We start from the raw sequence: 18,166 nt of genomic DNA on the forward strand, positions 1-18,166 counted from the left end.
ACTCGCGCAGACTGGGAGGATGGATGACCGACAAGTCGCCCTCGGAGGGTTCTGGGCAGCTGACGAGCTCGAATCGCGTACTCGCGTTGCTCCTGGCCATGGCCATGTTCGTCCTGGTCGTCGACACCTCGCTGATGAATGTCTCGATATCGTCGGTGGTCCGCGACCTCGACACCACAGTCAGTGGAGTGCAAGCAGCAATCGCGTTGGAGGCCCTGGTGTCGGCCGCATTCATTCTGATCGGCGGTAAAGTCGGTGATCTCATCGGCCGGAGAAGGGCCTACGTGCTGGGGTTGCTCGGGTACGCCATCGGGGCCTCGGCCATGGCGTTCGCACAGACCCTGACCGCAATCGTCATCTTCTGGGCGATTCTCGGCGGAATCGGTGCCTCACTTCTCCTCCCCGCCATGCAGTCGCTCATCCACGGCAACTTCCACGGAGCCGCTCAGAAGAAGGTCTACGCGCTGGTCGGCGCGGCCGCAGCGATAGCCGCCGCCATCGGCCCCCTTCTCGGAGGCTTCATCACCACCTTCCTCTCCTGGAGAATCGGTTTCGTACTCGAGGTGGCCATAATCGCGATCGTGCTGTCGGGCATGAGTCTGGTCAAGGACGTGCCGTACACCGGACCCAAGAGTATCGATCTCGTTGGTGCAGCGCTGTCAGTCATCGGCATGGGAACAATCGTGTTGGGCGTCCTGGTGTGGCAAGAAGGGGGCGAGGCGGTCGGACTCCTGCTGGCGATCGGCGCGCTGTCGCTGGCAGGGCTCGCGTACTGGCTCGTCAGGCGCACACGTGAGGAAAAGTCGACGCTACTCGACCCCGACCTGTTCCGCTCAGCAATGTACCGGCTGGGAATTTCGGCACAGATGCTCCAGCAGATCGCGCTCGGTGGGACGATGATTGTGCTGCCCATCTACTTGCAGATGGTGCTCGAGTACAACGCGATGCAGGCCGGCCTGTCGCTGGCGCCGTTGTCGCTGAGCATGTTTGCTGTGGCACTGCTCGCGGGTAAGAAGAGCGGTAGTCGGTCGCCGAGCAGCATCATCCGATGGGGTTTCGTACTGTTGATCATCGGAACCGTAGCGCTGATTCCCATCGTGCCTCGTGCGGAATTCGGGTGGGGGCTCATGATCCCACTGGTGATCATGGGCTCTGCACTGGGACTCCTGGTGTCACAGCTGAACAACTACACGTTGGCACCGATTCCCGAAGATCGGATCAGTGAGGCCGCCGGGGTCAACTCAGCAGCGGGGTCATTCGGCTTGTCATTCGGACTGGCGGTCGCGGGCGCGATCATGCTGGCAGCGATGAGCATTGCCTTCACCACCCTGACCGAATCCAGTAGTGTTCTGCCTCCTGCGGAGCAACAACAGGTCGCGCAGGCCCTCGAAGACGACGCTGAGCTGATGAGTAACAGCCAGCTCGAACAACTGCTCGTCGAGCAGCCGGCGAGTATCCGGGACGAAATAGTCCGTATCAACACCGACGCGCGGCCCCTGGCCCTGCAGATCGCTTTGCTCATACCGCTATTCGCCGGTCTCGTCGGTACGGTCATTTCGACGCGAATGTCAAAGATCCACCGGATTCAGTCGCCACCATCGAGTGCGGGGCCGCTGTGATTGGTCTCGATCGTCAGGGCGCGGCAGTGAGAGTGGATACCGCGAAGAAGAGCACAACGCCTGCCAACAGTGAGGCCGTCACGACAATCCATGCGAAGAAGAACACCTCGTCTCGTTTGAGTCGGCGATGATGGCTTGCATTACGTCGGGGTTCACCCATGCCGCGTTTCATGAGACATCGCGGTCAACATCGGATGCCGGACGGGCAGGCTGCGCGAAGGCCTCAGGAAAATCGGCGATGAGGGCATTCATCAGTCGGTATACTTCTTCGAGCTCACGTCGTTTGAGGAAAACAACACCAGGTATATTCGAATCATTCGTTTCGAGTTTGAGTACAGCAACCCATCGTTTCAATTCAGTGAAGAGATAACGGGCCTGTTCGACCTCAGCAGCAACGTGAATCACGGTAGCCATGCTGCTCAACCTTTCGCCGTCGAGTCATATATATTGAGTTGTTTTTGCGGTGGAGAGCGTCGAAAAGTGCTTCTTGTGTAGCTGATTCGGAGCGCCGCAGCGGTCGGCAAGGACTGAGTCGGCGATCGCCGTATCGAGGCGTTCTGAGGTGCTCCACCCCTCTCGTCCGGGCCGTCGCGTGGCCCGTCCGTGTGGAACAAAGGTGAGATTAGGACGCAGTCGGGAACTCGGGTGCAGCGTCCTCGACGCCCTTAGCGGGCGCACTTATGGGACGTTGGTGATCGCCCTCTAACGACCAAAAATGGCTGATATGAAATACATGGTCAGCCTGAAACGATCGTCACCTGCAAATTGTATACTTCGATGCTGTCTGGTCGCCCAGCTTTGGCAGAAGGAATCTTTTGATGATTGCCGGAGTACCTAAAGCTGGATGGCGTTGTCAGCTCTCGGCAAGTACGTGCACCGGTGCGGTCTTACTACGGAGGCGGGTGATTTCGGCGCGCGCTTGCAGAACATCGTCACTGTCGTGTCCCTTGCTGATCGCTAGGTCCGACAGTAGGTCTAGAGCGCCTCGGATGATGTGTCGTCGCGTCTTTCGTTCGGCGCGATCGGCTCCGGCTTTCACGTATTGACGCTGTTGACGCCATCCGGCAGCGGCGGTCACCTCGTCATCCGTGAGGACTCCGGACTCGACTTCGGGTGCAAGGACATCACGGACGAAGTGCGCCTCGCGCGGATGGGCCCAGACGAACGCGATCCAGAGGGCGGTCAGTGCGAAGATGGCATCGCCAAGCATGATGACGAACACCAGCAGCCCGGTGCCGCCGGCGATGGCGAGCATCGAGTCCCAGACTCCATGGACGACGACCGGCACGACGATCAGTGCGAGTCCTCTGGCGATGCGTCGGGGTTGAGCGGGTGTGCCGATGAGATAGATGACTCCAGCGCAGAACAGGGCGGTGAACAGTGGGTGCGAGATGATGTCGGAGTAGATGCGGGTGGCGATTGATTCCACCAGTCCGTCGGTCTGGTGTGCCCCGAAACCCTCGGTGGCACCGGCTACCGAATACAGCAGGTCCTCGCTGGTCTGAAACCCGAGCCCGATGAATGCGCCTAGCAGCAGGCCGTCAGTCGCGGTGCGAACCAGCCGAGGCGCTAGTGCGAGGAGCACCACGATGCCAACACCCTTCGCTGTTTCCTCGACGAAGGGCGCTGACAGGCCCGCATGCCAGTCCTGTGCCCAGACCTGGCCGAAGAGTTTCCCGTAGAGCGATCCGAGTGCGGTGTTGGCGGTCACGGCTATGGCAAAAGCCGCCGCCGTTGCCCCCCATACGAATGCGGTGATCACCAGCGAGATCGGCTGACGTTCGTATCGGTCCACGAAACGGAACCACCAGCCCCACACCAGAGCGCTGACGACACCGACCACGCTGGCGATCAGCAGGGCGCGCCCGAAGTACCCCGACAGGGGTGAGAACATCTGCCAGCCTTTGACTACGCCGGTTCCGCAAAGCCATAAGAACATCCAGAAGACGATGTTGCGGGGCTGAAAGAAATGGAATTTCTCGCCCCACGCCGTGGTCTCCAGTGCACGTGCCCGGGCGTCGAGCGTGGGGGTACTCACGAGGCACGTCCTTCGGTTGCGCCGATGCTCGAGATCATGTCGGCGATCTCTGCACTGCGGTCGGTGATCTGGTCAGGGGGACCGACCACTTGCACGTTGACGCCGGTGTCGTCGACGACGAATGACGTGATGGAGCCGGCGCTGCTGGGGGTGTTGAAGGTGATCTGCACTCCGATCAAACCGGCATCGGTGGCAAGGGGCTGGCGTGAGCCTGACATCGCGAGCACCGATTTGCCGTTGGTGGCGGTGTCAACCGCGTCGATCTGCGTGAGTAATTCGTCGGGCGTTCCGGTGAACGAGTCGGCCGTGACGGTGAGAACGATGTTGCCGCGGGTTAGTTCGACGGAAGGGACCGTATCCGATGCGCTACGTTCACCGACGCGAAAGCCACTGGCAATGTTCCAGTCGGTAGCCGGCACGAACGAAAGTGTCGGCGTGATTGCGAGTTGGTCACCGGTGACGGCTGGGTCATCGCTCGAGGCAGCGGAATCGATGGCCGGGACAATGACGGTCCACAGCAACCAGACCAGGAGGATCGCTGCTGCGTGCGGGAACACGCGCGTGTCGAATCCGAGGAACCGGTGATCGGCCGGAGGGCGTCGGCGGTGCGGACTGGGTTGGTGCCGCGGACCGGTACCGGTTGAGGTGCTCAAAGCCACCCTCCTGGTGGTTGAAGTTGAGAGTAACTATATGCAGAGTTGTGTCGAGCTGGCGCAGTGGTCGGGATACCGCATCTGGTCGAGACTTCTGGGAAAAGGCTTCTGCCCATGGGGCGAGTCAAAGGTCCAGCAGTCGTAGATGCCAAGTCGATCTCGGGGTCTCAGAGCGCAGGCGGGAGGCACAGACTGTGCACAGCGCCCGACGAAGAGAATTGCAGCACAATTGGGTTCGTTTCGAGGGCATCGAAAGGGCTGTTCCGGTCGGGATAGGGCCGTTTCCGTATCGGGCGCCGCCCTTCGGTCGCAAAGACTGGCTCAGCCGTTCAGGCGTGCGGTTGACCTGACGGTGCAACCGGCAGGGTATAGTTAGGCTCTCTTAACTTCGAAGGATGAGGCTGTTTGTGAACCCTGTGTTGAGTCGCCGCGCGATGTTGTCGGTCACCTTTGCCACGGCAACGGGATTTGTGCTCGCAGGGTGCGGCCAGAATTCGAGCGACCCCGCGTCGCCCGACGCAAACCGCGGCGAGGGCGAACCGAACGCGTTCCCGGTGACGATCGATCACAAGTTCGGATCCACCACGATCGACCGGGCGCCCCAGCGCATCGCTGCGGTGGGCATCGGCGATGCGGACGTGTTGCTCTCGCTCGGATTGACTCCGGTGCTTGTTCCGGTGTGGAAGGGGTCGACCGATGACGGGATCGGTGTCTGGGCGGACTCCAGCGTTACGGGCGCAGAACCAACACCGTTGGCCAACGCCACCACTGAGTTCGATATCGAGACCATTCTTGCGTCGGCGCCGGATGTGATCATCGCGGTCAACAATGCGATCGACGAAGAGCTCTATGCTCAGCTCAGTGCTATCGCGCCCACTGTCCTGCATGCTGCCGACCAGACTGACTGGGTGCTCCCGTGGCAGGAAGTGACCACCAGAATTGGTACAGCAGTTGGATTGGCTGCCCGCGCCGGCGAGGACGTGCGCGAGATCGAGGAGCTGATCGTTCGCACGCGCACCGAAAACCCGCAGTTCGAAGGCAAAACAGCAGTGCTGGTGATCCGCTGGAGCGATGGAATGCTGCGCGCATTCAGCCCCGAGGCCGCACGTTCGCAGCTGCTGACCCAGTTGGGATTTGCTGCCCCTGCGGGGTTGAGAGATCGGTTCGCCGGCAAGCTGAATTACGAGATCGCAGCCGAGAACTACGACATCCTCGAGTGCGACTATCTGGTCTTCGACAACTACGACAAGTCCCGTGCCGACATGGAGGCGCAAGCGACGTTCACCAGTCTCGAGGTCGTCGAGTCCGGTCGTCTGATCGCCCTGGATCCCATTGTCAGCGACGCGGTTTCCATGCCGAATCCACTGACGATCCCCTTTGTCTTGGATGATTTGGTTGCGAAGATCAATGCCGCGGGTGCGCCGCGATAACGCTCGATCGACCCGACCACACCCACAGTCCCGCCGCCGAGGCAGCAACTCCGGTCGCCACCAGCAACCACGGTGTGGCCGGTACGGCGTGGCCGTTGTCGACGAGGTCGTACACGCCGCCGACGGTGACGGTTCCGAGAAGCGCAAGAGTGCCGCCGATGGTGTTGAGCATGCCGTAATGCGCTCCGAGGTTGTTCTCACGACCCAAGATCGCGATCGTGTCGCGCATGGGTGGGACCATCAGCATCTGGCCCAGATGCAACACCGCGATCCACATGGCGAGACCCACGATCTGGGTGGAATACGACGCTGGTGCGATCACGCCCGTGGCCAGTGGAGCGAGGAATGACGCAGCGATCAGCAACAGTCCGATGGTGATCGCCCGCCGATGTCCCAACCGATGGGCAACCGACACCGTGGGCCCCTGGCCGACGATCACCAACACCGCGCCGCCGACATAGAACCAGCCCAGTGACGACTGCGAGCCGATTCCACGGTCGAGTTGTTCGGGCAGCATGAGGTACAGCTGACTGTAGGCCGCCAGCTGGACGCTGCAAAGCGCCGCGAACAGCAGGAAAGGCCTGTTGCTCAACACACTCCGCCACACAGTGCGCAAACTGTGGGTCACGGCCGGTACGTCGGGCAACCGGCCGTCAATGCCGCCGGTGGGCCGCTCGAAGTAGCGATAGAAACCGACCCACAGCACAGCAAACAACACTGCTGCGGCCGACGCCGTCCACGAGAACGGAACCACCAGCAAGGCTGCCCCCAGCGCCGGCCCAATGACGGTGCCCAGTCGGCTGCACATTTGTTCCAGAGCAAACAACTCCGTCCGCCGCATCACCCCGGCCTCTTCGAGACCACGTCCGTACACCGCGTTCGCAGACTCCACCGCAGGAGCAAACAGCGCCGCGGCAAAGCCCACCAGCAGTATCCCGGCGATCACGAGGGCCACGCTCTGAGCCAGTCCCAGCAGCAGGAAGCCTGCAACTCGAATGGCGATGCCCACGAGAATGACCGGCCGCGTGCCGAATTTGTCGGCGAGGCTTCCGCCGAGGAAGAACATGCCCTGCTGGCTGAACATTCGCAGCCCCAACACCAGGCCGACGATCCACGCCGCGAAGCCGAGATCCTGTGACAGATGCACTGCCAGAAAGGGAACGACGAGGTAGAAGCCGATGTTGAACAGCACCATCGAGACAAGTAGCAGCCTGACCACGGGAGGCGCAACGCGCAGCTTCGCGATCGTCTTGCTACCAGGAAAGAATCGCGCGCTGAGCACCACAGTCGAGACCCTATTGCCCGCAACGCCGCCAATGGAAATCGCTAGGCAGGGAAATCCGCGCCGCGGGAGAGAGTTTCGTTTGCCCGGATGTCTGCCAACGCTTCCTCCAGGGTGTCGGTCACGGCGTCAAAACCGCCGTTGCCCAGCACCAGCCGCCGGGGTGGAGGGTGCTGGGCCATTGCTGCGATCACCGCACGGGCACCGCGGCGCGGATCGCCGGGCTGCGCACCGTCAATGTCCACGAACGCGGAGCGGACCTGCTCTAGCATCTCGTGGTACTCCACGATCGGCTCTGACACCGGCTCGTCGGCGAAGCCGGCGTACGCGTTCGTGCGCGACGCCCCCGGTTCGACTGCCAGCACGGAGATCCCCTGTGCGGCGACTTCGGCGCGCAGCGTCTCGGTGACTGCTTCGACGGCGAACTTCGTCGCGCTGTAGTAGCCGAATCCGGTCGCCGCCACGATCCCGGCCACCGATGAGACGTTCACGACCCACCCGTTGCCGCGAGCGCGCATCCCCGGTAGCACCGCGCGCGTCACGGACAACACAGCGAAGAAGTTCAGCTCGAACATCGCCCGCACCGAAGACTCGGTCATGCCCTCGATCGATCCGAACCACCCGCGGCCGGCGTTGTTGACCAGCACGTCGATACCGCCGTAGTGCTGTTCGGCGGCGCGCACCGCGCGCTGAACCTGCGCGCTGTCGGTGACATCGAGCGGCACGACGAGAACACGGTCACCGTACTGCTCGGCCCACGTCGCCAGCTCCTGCGGACGACGGGACGTGAGCACCACGCGGTCCCCCGTCTCCAGCGCCGCCTCGGCGAACGCAACACCGAAGCCGCCGGGCGTGCCTCCTGTGATGAACCATCGCCGTGTCATGGCTCGATCACCAACCGGCTGATCAGCGCGCCGTCCAACGTGAAGCGATAGTGCAGGTCGGCGACCCCGCCGGGGAAGTTGCCCTCCAGGTGCTGCCCGAGGTCGACGGTCGTGGCGGTCGTGGTCGCGCCGGTGAACTCGGATGTGTAGGTGTACTCACTGACCGAGCCGGCCAGCCAGGCTCCTATCTCTTCGTGGCCCGTGTAGTCGCGGCCCTCATCGGTCACGACGGCGGCGGCGGAGAGGGTGGCGAGCGCTCGGTCATCTTCTCGGTTGTCGAGCGCGGTCATAAACGTTTTCACGGTGTTCGGGAGTGCATCCCATTCTGTTGTCATGGCACCACGGTGGAACTTTCCCTAAGGGGAAAGTCAACCCGGGGTGCGCTGTTGACCTTGCCCCAGGGGGACACTGCAGGATGCTCTTACACCGGTAACGCGCAGAGGAGGACGCCGTGAGCGCACAGGTCTCGATTGGTGACTTCGCAGTGATGACCAGCCTGAGCAGGAAGGCGCTCCGGCACTACCACGAGATCGGCATCCTCGAACCAGCCCACATCGATGCCCACACGGGCTACCGCTTCTACGACACCAGCCAGGTCGATCATGCGCACATCATCCGGCGGTTCCGTTCTCTCGGTATGTCCATACCCGACATCAAAGCGCTGCTGAGTACGGACGACCCCGCCACTCGCACCGAGATCATCACGACTCATCTCGAACAGATGGAAATGCAGCTGCAGCAGACTCGAGACACTGTCGGCGCGCTGCGTGAGCTGCTGTCTCCGGTGCACACCCCGGCCTTCGTGGCGGTGCGCCACGAACCGGCACTCGCGGTGTGGTCGATTGGCGCCACCGTCGAGGCTTCCGAGATCGACATCTGGTTCGCGGCGACGCTGATGAAACTGTGGGACGCAGTGGCCATCGCCACAAGGGCGCCGTCCACGGTAGTGCCAGGCGGCCTCTATGACCGAGAGCTCTTTCTCGAATCACGTGGTAGAGCAACCCTTTTCGTCCCTGCGCCGCACTCAGTGGAACCTCCGGAGGGCGTCCGCGCCGAGGTCCTACCCCCGGCCGAATTTGCGGTACTCACCCACCCCGGCGGCCACGAAGGCATCGACCGCAGCTACGCGGCCCTGGGCACCTACGCAAACGAGCACCTGATCAGCCACCAGGGGCCAATCCGCGAACACTACTTCGGTGGCACGCCCTCAGCGCCAACACAGTTCACCGCCACCGAAATCTGCTGGCCGATCTTCAGCACCACTCCTGCGCCGCAGTGACAGCAGCACGTCCCGCAGTCACCGCTTCCGGCGTGGATGGTGCATGACCAGTAGGTCACCGTTGCGTAATGCTTTTCACGAGTAGGTCGATGATCTCTCGTTGTTCGGTTTCGTCGCCGGGATGGGTCAGTAGACCTTCGACCACGAACGCGATGATGTGGCTTGCGGGCTGCGCATCCTCAGGTGGCAGGTCAGCACGGGTGAGGGCGTCGGCCGTTGCGTGAAAACCGTTGTGCCAATTGTGGATCACCGGCGAGGTGGAGCGTCGCGAATGGACAGTGTCGACGAGGTTGCGCAAGGGTGACAACTCACTGACCGCGAACATGATCTTGTCCGCCAGGGGACGCTGTGCCACCGGCTCGTATCGCGCCATCGCCTCGGCCAGCAGTTGCTCGAGTACTGCCACCAGTAGATGGTCTTTGTCCGGGAAGTACCAGTAGACGGTGTTGGCGGTGACTCCGGCATCGGCCGCGATCTTGGACAGTGCTGTGTCGTCGTAGCCGTTGGCCACAAAGCGCAGACGGGCGGCGGCGATGATCTCGTCCCGTTTTTCTGCCCGTGCTTGTGGACGACGGTTGGCCGGCATGCGAACACCTTACTTGATTGGCGTTCAAGAAGGCGCTACTATTCTTGAACACCAATCAAGAAGATGGGGGCGCGCCGTGTCGAGTGGTAGTGAGTACGCCAAGACCGAAGAGTTCTTCTCCAGCCGCGGGGTCAGGTGCGCTGCGACGGTGTACCGACCGAGTGCACCCGTGGGTCGGGTGCCGGTGGTTGTGATGGCTCACGGCTTCGCCGGAACGCGGGGGATCCGGTTGCCGTCCTACGCGGAGTCCTTCGCCGCTGCGGGATACGCCGTGGTCCTGTTCGACTACCGCTACTTCGGCGACAGTGAGGGTGAGCCCCGCCAATTGCTCGACGTGCGAGCGCAACTCGATGACTGGCGAGCCGCGATCGGTTTTGCCCGGTCTCTGCAGTGCGTTGATGGCGACCGCGTCGTCGCGTGGGGCACGTCGTTTGCCGGAGGTCATGTGTTGACGCTGGCCGGCCGTGGTGAGCGGTTGGCGGCAGTGATCGCTCAGGTTCCCCACGTCAGTGGACCGGCGGCGGTGCGAGCCACCGGTCTGCGGCAGGTGCTGCGGCTCGCGCCGGTGGGTGTGGCCGACCTCGTGGGAGCGTACTTTCGGCGGCCGCCACGCTACGTCGCGGCGGTCGGAGACAACAATGCGGTGGCGGCCCTCGCTGCGCCCGGCGCGATGGCCGGGTTCGAGCGACTGATTGCCGAATCAGGCCTGAGACGTGGAGATTACCCGGAGACAGTGGCGGCGCGGATCCTGGTGAAGATCGGGCTCTATTCTCCTGCCCGAACGGCCCGGAAGATCATGTGTCCAGCGCTGATCCAGGTGGCTACGTTGGACAACATCGCGCCTGCTGTGGCCGCGGCGAAAGCTGCCGCGAAGATTCCGCGGTCGACGCTGCGGCGCTATGAATGCGGTCATTTCGATCCCTATGTTGACCCCGACTTTCCCCGAGTGGTCGCAGACCAACTCCAATTCCTGACCGAGACTGTGCCCGTCGGCGCCAGGCAGGTGTCCCAAAGGGATTGACAGACAAGACTGCGCGCGCAGCTGAGGCCGCAGGGCATTCCGATTGAATCGGACCGGAACTGTCGGGTGGGGGCCGCGATCGACGTGCAGACTCAACTGAGAAAGGGGTCGCCGTGATCACTGAGCTGAACAAGTTACTCGAGGGCGTCGAGACGCATCTGTGCGAAAGCCTCGACATTCCTGCGCTGGCGAACAGCCTGGGCACGACTGAATACCACTTGCGGCGGATGTTCTCATCGCTGACGGGTATGCCGCTGTCGGAGTACGTCCGGCGGCGGCGGATGACCGTCGCAGCGGCCGAGGTGGTCGAGGGTGCGCCGCTACTGGATGTCGCGGTCAGGTTCGGGTACAGCTCCGCTGAGGCGTTCGGCCGGGCATTTCTGGCCGTGCACGGTGCCGGCCCGGGTGAAGTGCGCAGGAACGGCGGCCCCCTTCGGTCACAACCAAAACTCAGGCTCCGCCTGACCGTCGAAGGGAACACATCAATGGACACTCGCATCGCCGACCGACCGGCATTCCGTCTTGTCGGTCACGCCACGCGCGTCCCACTCCTGCACGAGGGAGTGAACCCACACATCGCGGCGCACATTGCCGCGCTACCCGGAGTCGAGCATGCGCGGCTCAAAGCACTCGCGAACACCGAACCGGCCGGCCTCCTACAGGTCAGTGCCGATGTCGATCCCGACTACACCGAAGGGAGCGAACTCACCTACATGCATGGCGTCGCACTCGATGCGGCGACTGCTGCGCCAGATGACCTCGATGTGATTGAGGTCCCAGCGGGCGTGTGGGCCGTGTTTCGCACCAGTGGCCCGTACCCGACCGCGCTACAGCAGACCTACGCCGCGTCGGCGACCGAGTGGTTCCCGTCGAACCCGTGGCGCCTGCGTCCGGGGCCATCAATTGCCGCTGTCCTCGACCGTGCTGAAGACTTCTCCACTGCGACAACTGAACTCTGGTTGCCGATCGAGCGCGCGTAGCGCACCACACAGGGCTGGTATGCCTTCCCACCGGATCGGTGGTCATTGCCGTTGCATCATCGATGAAGGTGTGGCCGAGCGGTCGCGGTTGACATCTGCGACGTCTCGCCGGACGATATGTGAGTTGAATCACAGCATTGGCGTGGTGGCTCGATTTTCGGGTGATCGACGTCCGGCGCGTGTTGATCTGAAGTCCAGCGGCACGCTGCGTGACAACCGATCACGTCAGGTTGGGAGGACAACGTGAACGGCGTATTCGATCTCGGGGGGACCGATGGTCTTGGTCCGGTCAATCCTCCGGACAGCGAACCGGTATTCAGGGCCGAATGGGAAAAGGCCGTATTCGCCATGTACCCGGCCTGCGTGGGCGCTGGGTACTTCGGAATCGACCAGTTCCGCCACGGCGTCGAGAAGATGGACCCGGCGACGTACCTCACTTCGGCCTACTACGAGCATTGGCTGCACTCCATTGAGGCTCACGCCGTCGCGGTTGGGGCCATCGATCCGGATGAACTGGATCGCCGTACCCAGCACTATCTCGACAACCCCGAAGCCCCTCTCCCAGAACACGAACAACGCCAAGATCTGCTCGACTTCGTCGATGCCGCGGTATCGGTGGGTGCTTCCGCTGGAAGAAGAACGGTCGAACAGCCGCGTTTCTCGGTCGGCGACAAGGTGCGCGCTGCGGACATCAGCCCGTTCGGACACACCCGTTTGGCTCGGTACATTCGAGGCAAGCAGGCCGTGGTCGTTGCCCATCGCGGGTCGTTCATCTACCCCGATTCCGCAGGAAATGGGTTCGGAGATGCGCCGGAGCATGTCTACACCGTCAAGTTCTCCAGCGAAGAACTGTGGGGCAGAGGCTTTGGGGATCCCAGTGGGTCGGTGTGCTTCGACGTATGGGATCCCTACCTCGAATCGATCGATGAGAAAGAAGAAGCGAGGAGCGCATGAGCACAGAGGGACCCTCGCGTCAGGAGGCAACTGCGGCCCGCGTCAAGGCACTGGAGTCGATGCTCATCGAACGCGGGGTCATGACGACCTCGATGGTCGACCGCATCGTCGACATCTACGAAAATCAGGTTGGCCCTCAGCTGGGCGCCAGGGTGGTTGCGAAAGCGTGGAATGACAACGAATTCCGGCGACGCCTCCTCGACGACGCGACCGCAGCCTGCAGAGAGATGGGTATAGGTGGCTTGCAGGGTGAAGACATGGTGGTTCTCGAGGACACCGACGCCGCCCACAACGCCATCGTGTGCACCTTGTGCTCGTGCTATCCCTGGCCCGTACTCGGACTCCCTCCCAACTGGTACAAAGGTCCGCAATACCGGGCTCGCATCGTGCGTGAGCCGCGCAGGGTCCTCGCCGACGACTTCGGGTTCACCGTCCCCGACTCCGTCGAGATCCGTATCTGGGACTCGAGTTCGGAAATGCGTTACTGGGTACTTCCTCAGCGACCCGCCGGTACCGAGGGGTGGAGCGAAGAACAACTCGCCGCACTGGTCACGCGGGACTCGATGATCGGTGTTGGCCCGGTGAAGGCGGCACCGTGAACGACGTGAGCGCTGCCGCGCCAGATGTGGACCGCCGCGCGGTGGACAACCTGGTCTTCGACCTGCCAGGTGGCCGGCCAGGGGAGTCGTCATTCGAACAACCATGGGAAATAAGAGCATTCGCATTGGCGATAGCGGCGCACACCGCAGGCGAGCTGGATTGGCAAGTGTTCCAGCGCGCACTCATCGACTCCATCGACGAGTGGGAATCGACCCGCTCCGGCGCCTCCGATGATTCGTGGTCGTACTACCACCATTGGGTGAGTGCCCTGGAGGAGGTCTTGGCGACGGCCGGAGCCATTGACCACGAAGCCCTGGAAAGCCGGACGGCAGATGTGCTGGCCGCGCCGCCGAACCGCAACCACCACAGAGCGATACTCGATCCCGTCGCGATCGACGCAGCGATCACTGCAGGAGAAAGCTGACCGCGCCGGCAGGTTGGGGTTTGTACAGGCATCCCCCGGCTAGCTAGTGGAGTTCGAGTACGACGTGGTTGTCGCGCTGGGCCGCCTCGTTGACGAACTCGGTCATGATGGTGAACTTGGATCTGAGGTATTCGAAGTGCTCGTCCTTCCAGTTCCGGAAGGGATCTATCTGCTGCCGGGTGAGGTCGGCTGCCGTAGTGGCATCGCGCAGTGTGTCGAACGTGGTGTGAGCGAGTATGTCACGGGTGGCCTTGACGTACTCGGGACACATGTAGTTGGGAATGCCTTCGCTGAAGTTGATGTCGCCGGGTATGGAACCCTGGCCCCTGATCGGATTGACCGGCAGTCCTGACCGGTCGAATATCAGCTCGAGTGCGGTGTGTGCCTTGTCGATGCTGACTGTGACGGTCGGGTCGGCGTCGCGCAGCGCGTAGACGAACTCGATGACGTCGGTAGTCGAGCCGCGCAGGTGAATCTCGTGTAGGTCGGCGTCGCTGAGTCTGGTGTATGACTGGATGAGTCCCATGTGTGCCGTTCCTCCTTCGCGCACCAAACTACTGCTATATCGGCTGCGCGGCAGTCGGTCAGTCAGAGGACGGGTGGCGTCGAAACTCGTTGGTGCCGCCTGATGCACGGGTGCCCGCCTTCACAGAGTCGAACGATTTCATCAATCTGCGTCGAGTGCGAGATGTGGTGGACCTCGTAGACGAGGGCGACCAGGCTCAGGAAGAGAAGCGCAATGGCGCCGGACACCGCAGCTCGGGGAAATGACTCACTGCGATCTCCCGCCGAGACTCCGACTGTGTACAGTCCCGCTGCGGTGTCGGTGAACGTGGCGACGAATACGCTCAAGACGATCTGGTTCGGTCTGTCCCGCAGTAAGTTTCGCACGATGCGCGGCGAGTACTGCGCGATCACCATGGCAGCGAGAGGCAGAATCCACATCGTTCCGCCCGCCAGCTCTCGCCAGGCCTCGCCGCGCCGGCGGGAAACCAGCTGCGTTCGGCCCTCATCCGTAGCGGATGAATGCTGAACTGCTGAGCAGAGAAAGGTCACCTGACGGCGTGTTCGCGGTTAGACTTCGCGCACCAATGACAGTGGCGATACCCGAATATGCCTTCGCGCGAGAAAGCTGTGCCGATGAGGAACCTCTGCGACCTGTCCGCCGGTGAGACCGATCGCGAGACACCCTCCCTCCGGTCATCCGGTCAGAAGACGACATACGCGGACAGTGAGCGCGCATGAGTGTCGATGTCGCGCAGTCGTTGTTCTGGATCGTGTTGGCGGCAGCCGTGGCCCCGCTGCTCGCATCGACCGTACCGAGGCGGTTGGTGCCCGAGGTGGTGGTCCTACTGGTTGCCGGTATCGCGATCGGCCCCTTCGGGTTCGGCATCGCGGAGTTGTCTCCGGGCATCGACGTGCTGCAAGATCTCGGTCTCGGTCTGCTGTTCCTGCTTGCCGGCTACGAACTCGATCAACGAGAGCTCGTCGGCAGCGGCGGTCGCCGGGCTTTCATCACGTGGGTCTGCTGTTTGGCGCTCGCCTTCGCGGTGACATTCGGCGTGGCACAGGTGATGACCATTCGGGCCGAGGTTGCCACAGCGATAGCACTGACCTCGACTGCCATCGGGACGCTCTTACCGATTCTGGACGAACGAGGACTGATCGAAACCCGCATGGGCCGCACCATTCTCAACCACGGTGCGATCGGGGAACTCTGCCCCGTGCTGGCGATGGCGATTCTGCTCGGTGTCAGGGACGCGGCAGGGTCCCTGCTCGTCCTTGTACTGTTCGGGATGGCCGCAGTAGTGGTCGCGATGTTGCCGCGACGCATGGGGAAGACCGATTCCCGTCTGGCTGGAACGATCCGGCGGGGTGCCGACACGACGTCCCAAACCCCGGTGCGCCTGACGGTGTTGCTGCTCGTCGGACTGGTTGCACTCGCCGCGACCTTTCAGATCGACATCATCATCGGCGCGTTCGCTGCCGGGTTCATTCTCCGGCGGACACTTCCCGTCGGTCATGAGGGCTTGGAGATGAAGTTGGCGGGACTGGCATTTGGCCTGCTGATCCCGGTCTTCTTTGTCACCTCGGGTATGAACATCGACGTGGAGAGTGTGCTCGGTCGTCCAGATCTCCTCGCTCTGACGATCGCCTCGTTGCTGCTCGTTCGAGGACTTCCGGTGTTCATTTCCACTCATTTTGAAAAGGACAACGGTGCGAGGGTCTTCGACCTGCGCGAGCGCGCTCAGATTTCGCTCTACTCCACCACGGGTCTACCCCTCATCGTCGCGGTGACCACTGTCGCGGTCGACGCGGGACCGATGACGCCGTCGAACGCATCGATCCTGGTTGCCGCCGGAGCTGTCACCGTGCTGATCTTGCCGATGATCGCCAGCCTCCTCGGCCGCGGGGAGGTCGAAGAATCGCCTTCGAAAGGCACTGAGAAACCCGCGGCGGAGCAGGGCTGATAGCGATCGACGTCGTGGCCGGCCGGGCGCGGGTCAGGCGACGGCAGTGCCCTCTAGCTCCACCATCTGACCCGGTATGGCCAGCCGTGTCACACCCAGCATGGTGGTTGCGGGTGCGACGGCGGCAGCCCCCAGGCGCGACGCCAACTCGCCGTAGTGCTGCAGCAATAGGTCGACATCAGTGGTGTAAACGTTGAGCCGCACCAGGTTTGCCAAGGACATATCCGCATCGCGGAGTACGGACAACAGATTGTCCACACTCAACCTCAGTTGGCCGGCCATGTCACCGGCGTGCTCGGGCGAGCCGTCGTTGTTCACTGCAGTCTGTCCTGAGCAGTAGAGGACTTGGGTATGCCCGGACACAAGCTCGCCCTGGTTGAAACCCATATCCAAAGACCACGTCACCGGGTTGATTGCTGTTCGATTCACTGCCATTTCAGCTCCAATTGAGTTGTCGAATATCTACTCCGGTGAGCTTCGCAGCAATACACGACATCTACTGTCATGTATTCCGGTATCGTCTGTGGATGCGAGCGGACCGACTGGTTTCCCTGGTGTTGCTGCTACGCCAGGGCGGCCAGATGTCGGCGACCGAGCTTGCCCGGGAGTTGGAGGTCTCCACCCGTACGGTGTTTCGTGACATCGAAGCGTTGTCCGTGTCGGGAGTTCCCGTGTATGCCGAACGCGGCCGCCATGGCGGCTTCGCATTGCTTCCGGGGTTCCGAACCGAACTCACCGGCCTCAACCACGACGAGGCTTTGGCGCTGTTGGCGGCCGGGTCAGGGAGCGGCGAGCACGCGTTCGGCCTCGGGTCCGCGCTGTCGTCTGCGCTACGAAAGGTCGTCGACGCGCTACCCGATGACCATCGCGCGGCCGCGAGCGGCGCGGCGCAACGTCTGCTCATCGACGCCGAGTTCGACCTGCTCTCACGCCGTCCGCACAGCGAGGAATTGTCGCGCCCAGCCATGACCGAGGTACGCCGAGCGGTGTTGACCGGACACAAGCTGCGTATTCACTACGCGGCCACCGGGCAACAACCGCAGTGGCGGACGGTGGACCCGATCGGGCTGGTGACGGCCCGCGACAACGCATACCTGCTGGCAACGCGATCAGGCGCCGACCGCACCTATCGGCTGTCGCGAGTACTGGCCGCCGAGGAGTTGCCCGAGGCAGCGCAACGGCCAGACGACATAAACCTGGCGCAGATGTGGCGTGAGCGCAGCGCGCAGTTTCGCGCGGGCGACCGGCAGTTCAAAGTTGTGGTCCGAGTGCACCGTCGGCGCCGTGATGACGTGGCGACGGCCGCGCTGGCAGTATTGACCGAGCACACCGATCCAGACGGTTGGCTTCGACTCCAAGTGACATATCAGGATGAACGGCACGCCGATTGGGCCCTGTGGCAATTCGGTCCGGACGTGCAGGTCCTGGCTCCCGAGTCACTCGTATCAGCTCTGCACGAACGCGCTGTCGCCGTGATGAAACGCTACGAGCTCTTGTCTTGACGCCGGGCCGATTCCGGTCGCGGATACGCACTGCGGTAGCGGGCTCGACGAAGCCTCGCCATCCGATTGTCCAAGTCCGGATCGTCGGTTTCGTGCCTGTTCGAGATGATCACGGCGACGGTGACGGACGCGAACACCACGGCGGCCACCACCGCGATCACCGCGCCCAACGCTGAACCGCCTGCCCAGAAGAAGAGCGCGAAAGCGATTCCTCCGAACGTCGCGAGCGCGCTGAGAAAACCCGTCCAGCCCTTGGCGCGCAACCGGACGATCTTGCGCCGTCGTTCCTTGGCGTCTCCCGGCATCTGATGTCCCTTCGATTATGGATCAGCGAGGTCGTCTCCCGACCGTCGAGGGATTGAATACCCAGTACTGGACCGCCCAAACGATCGTCAATCGCAGATTCGGCCGATCGCGATGGTGGTTGGCCGGTAAATGCCTCG

Annotated in this window: 22 protein-coding genes; 10 read left to right on the forward strand and 12 right to left on the reverse strand. The window is 62.6% G+C overall.

The genetic code is table 11. From position 1 onward, the window contains the following. The first annotated feature begins 23 nt into the window (after nt 1-23). Complete coding sequence (locus tag DFR67_RS09345) at nt 24-1,619, forward strand: MFS transporter (protein ID WP_110469280.1); 1,596 nt, start codon at nt 24-26, stop codon at nt 1,617-1,619. 13 nt (nt 1,620-1,632) lie between these two features. On the opposite strand, the gene DFR67_RS30460 is transcribed toward DFR67_RS09345, so the two are convergent. From DFR67_RS30460 to DFR67_RS09360, 4 genes are all read right to left on the reverse strand, one after another. After that, the gene (locus tag DFR67_RS30460; RefSeq protein WP_158539932.1) at nt 1,633-1,779 is read right to left on the reverse strand and encodes a hypothetical protein; all 147 of its coding nucleotides are present in this window, start codon (nt 1,777-1,779) and stop codon (nt 1,633-1,635) included. 8 nt (nt 1,780-1,787) lie between these two features. Further along, complete coding sequence (locus tag DFR67_RS09350; RefSeq protein WP_110469281.1) at nt 1,788-2,033, reverse strand: hypothetical protein; 246 nt, start codon at nt 2,031-2,033, stop codon at nt 1,788-1,790. Between the two features lie 439 nt (nt 2,034-2,472). Continuing rightward, a complete protein-coding gene (locus tag DFR67_RS09355) occupies nt 2,473-3,657 on the reverse strand; it encodes a PrsW family intramembrane metalloprotease (RefSeq protein WP_110469282.1) in 1,185 nt (394 codons plus the stop codon). Beyond that, nucleotides 3,654-4,310: a hypothetical protein gene (locus DFR67_RS09360; protein WP_146240407.1), complete on the reverse strand. Its 657-nt coding sequence runs from the start codon at nt 4,308-4,310 to the stop codon at nt 3,654-3,656. Before DFR67_RS09360 ends, DFR67_RS09355 begins: the two co-directional genes overlap by 4 nt. Before the next feature lie 407 nt (nt 4,311-4,717). Between DFR67_RS09360 and DFR67_RS09365 the strand changes: the two genes are divergently transcribed. Further along, the gene (locus tag DFR67_RS09365; RefSeq protein WP_245937847.1) at nt 4,718-5,740 is read left to right on the forward strand and encodes an ABC transporter substrate-binding protein; all 1,023 of its coding nucleotides are present in this window, start codon (nt 4,718-4,720) and stop codon (nt 5,738-5,740) included. On the opposite strand, the gene DFR67_RS09370 is transcribed toward DFR67_RS09365, so the two are convergent. The 3 genes from DFR67_RS09370 to DFR67_RS09380 are packed head-to-tail and all read right to left on the reverse strand — an operon-like array spanning nt 5,715 to nt 8,241. Further along, nucleotides 5,715-7,025: an MFS transporter gene (locus tag DFR67_RS09370; RefSeq protein ID WP_110469285.1), complete on the reverse strand. Its 1,311-nt coding sequence runs from the start codon at nt 7,023-7,025 to the stop codon at nt 5,715-5,717. The two genes, DFR67_RS09365 and DFR67_RS09370, sit on opposite strands and share 26 nt — an antisense overlap. A gap of 41 nt (nt 7,026-7,066) precedes the next feature. Then, nucleotides 7,067-7,906 (reverse strand): SDR family NAD(P)-dependent oxidoreductase, encoded by an 840-nt coding sequence (locus tag DFR67_RS09375; protein ID WP_110469286.1) that lies wholly within the window; start codon nt 7,904-7,906, stop codon nt 7,067-7,069. Then, nucleotides 7,903-8,241, reverse strand: coding sequence for a nuclear transport factor 2 family protein (locus DFR67_RS09380; RefSeq protein ID WP_211324986.1), 339 nt, complete (start codon nt 8,239-8,241; stop codon nt 7,903-7,905). Before DFR67_RS09380 ends, DFR67_RS09375 begins: the two co-directional genes overlap by 4 nt. Nucleotides 8,242-8,357: 116 nt before the next feature. Between DFR67_RS09380 and DFR67_RS09385 the strand changes: the two genes are divergently transcribed. After that, the gene (locus DFR67_RS09385; RefSeq protein ID WP_110469287.1) at nt 8,358-9,185 is read left to right on the forward strand and encodes a MerR family transcriptional regulator; all 828 of its coding nucleotides are present in this window, start codon (nt 8,358-8,360) and stop codon (nt 9,183-9,185) included. Nucleotides 9,186-9,240: 55 nt separating this feature from the next. Here the strand turns inward: DFR67_RS09385 and DFR67_RS09390 are convergent, their stop codons facing one another. Next, a complete protein-coding gene (locus DFR67_RS09390; RefSeq protein WP_110469288.1) occupies nt 9,241-9,771 on the reverse strand; it encodes a TetR/AcrR family transcriptional regulator in 531 nt (176 codons plus the stop codon). 76 nt (nt 9,772-9,847) lie between these two features. On the opposite strand from DFR67_RS09390, the gene DFR67_RS09395 reads away from it, so the two are divergent. The 5 genes from DFR67_RS09395 to DFR67_RS09415 all read left to right on the forward strand — a co-directional run bounded on the left by DFR67_RS09395 (nt 9,848) and on the right by DFR67_RS09415 (nt 13,750). Beyond that, the gene (locus DFR67_RS09395) at nt 9,848-10,792 is read left to right on the forward strand and encodes an alpha/beta hydrolase (protein ID WP_245937848.1); all 945 of its coding nucleotides are present in this window, start codon (nt 9,848-9,850) and stop codon (nt 10,790-10,792) included. A 113-nt stretch (nt 10,793-10,905) separates the two neighbouring features. Next, entirely contained in the window at nt 10,906-11,772 is an 867-nt protein-coding gene (locus DFR67_RS09400) for an AraC family transcriptional regulator (protein ID WP_110469290.1), read from the forward strand. Between the two features lie 243 nt (nt 11,773-12,015). Beyond that, nucleotides 12,016-12,726, forward strand: coding sequence for a nitrile hydratase subunit beta (gene nthB, locus DFR67_RS09405; RefSeq protein WP_110469291.1), 711 nt, complete (start codon nt 12,016-12,018; stop codon nt 12,724-12,726). Next, nucleotides 12,723-13,325, forward strand: coding sequence for a nitrile hydratase subunit alpha (nthA, locus tag DFR67_RS09410; protein ID WP_110469292.1), 603 nt, complete (start codon nt 12,723-12,725; stop codon nt 13,323-13,325). The genes nthB and nthA overlap by 4 nt, the downstream gene beginning before the upstream one ends. Further along, nucleotides 13,322-13,750 carry a nitrile hydratase accessory protein gene (locus DFR67_RS09415; protein WP_110469293.1) on the forward strand — a complete coding sequence of 143 codons (429 nt, stop codon included), beginning with the start codon at nt 13,322-13,324 and terminating at the stop codon, nt 13,748-13,750. Before nthA ends, DFR67_RS09415 begins: the two co-directional genes overlap by 4 nt. Nucleotides 13,751-13,793: 43 nt before the next feature. Here the strand turns inward: DFR67_RS09415 and DFR67_RS09420 are convergent, their stop codons facing one another. Both DFR67_RS09420 and DFR67_RS09425 read right to left on the reverse strand, forming a co-directional pair. After that, nucleotides 13,794-14,276, reverse strand: a complete 483-nt coding sequence (locus DFR67_RS09420) for a DUF1877 family protein (RefSeq protein WP_110469294.1) — start codon at nt 14,274-14,276, stop codon at nt 13,794-13,796. A 62-nt stretch (nt 14,277-14,338) separates the two neighbouring features. Further along, complete coding sequence (locus DFR67_RS09425; protein WP_146240408.1) at nt 14,339-14,695, reverse strand: DUF2254 family protein; 357 nt, start codon at nt 14,693-14,695, stop codon at nt 14,339-14,341. Nucleotides 14,696-14,991: 296 nt separating this feature from the next. Here DFR67_RS09425 and DFR67_RS09430 point away from each other — a divergent pair, with 296 nt between their 5' ends. Then, entirely contained in the window at nt 14,992-16,221 is a 1,230-nt protein-coding gene (locus DFR67_RS09430; protein WP_110469296.1) for a cation:proton antiporter, read from the forward strand. A 33-nt stretch (nt 16,222-16,254) separates the two neighbouring features. Here DFR67_RS09430 and DFR67_RS09435 read toward each other — a convergent pair whose 3' ends face one another. After that, entirely contained in the window at nt 16,255-16,650 is a 396-nt protein-coding gene (locus tag DFR67_RS09435) for a RidA family protein (RefSeq protein ID WP_211325002.1), read from the reverse strand. Nucleotides 16,651-16,748: 98 nt separating this feature from the next. On the opposite strand from DFR67_RS09435, the gene DFR67_RS09440 reads away from it, so the two are divergent. Continuing rightward, nucleotides 16,749-17,723, forward strand: coding sequence for a helix-turn-helix transcriptional regulator (locus DFR67_RS09440; protein WP_110469524.1), 975 nt, complete (start codon nt 16,749-16,751; stop codon nt 17,721-17,723). Here DFR67_RS09440 and DFR67_RS09445 read toward each other — a convergent pair. After that, on the reverse strand, nt 17,705-18,028 hold the full coding sequence (locus DFR67_RS09445) for a hypothetical protein (RefSeq protein WP_110469298.1): 324 nt from the start codon (nt 18,026-18,028) through the stop codon (nt 17,705-17,707). The genes DFR67_RS09440 and DFR67_RS09445 overlap by 19 nt on opposite strands. Between the last annotated feature and the right edge of the window lie 138 nt (nt 18,029-18,166).

It is taken from the genome of Williamsia limnetica, assembly GCF_003217475.1.
In the GTDB taxonomy this organism is placed as follows: domain Bacteria; phylum Actinomycetota; class Actinomycetes; order Mycobacteriales; family Mycobacteriaceae; genus Williamsia; species Williamsia limnetica.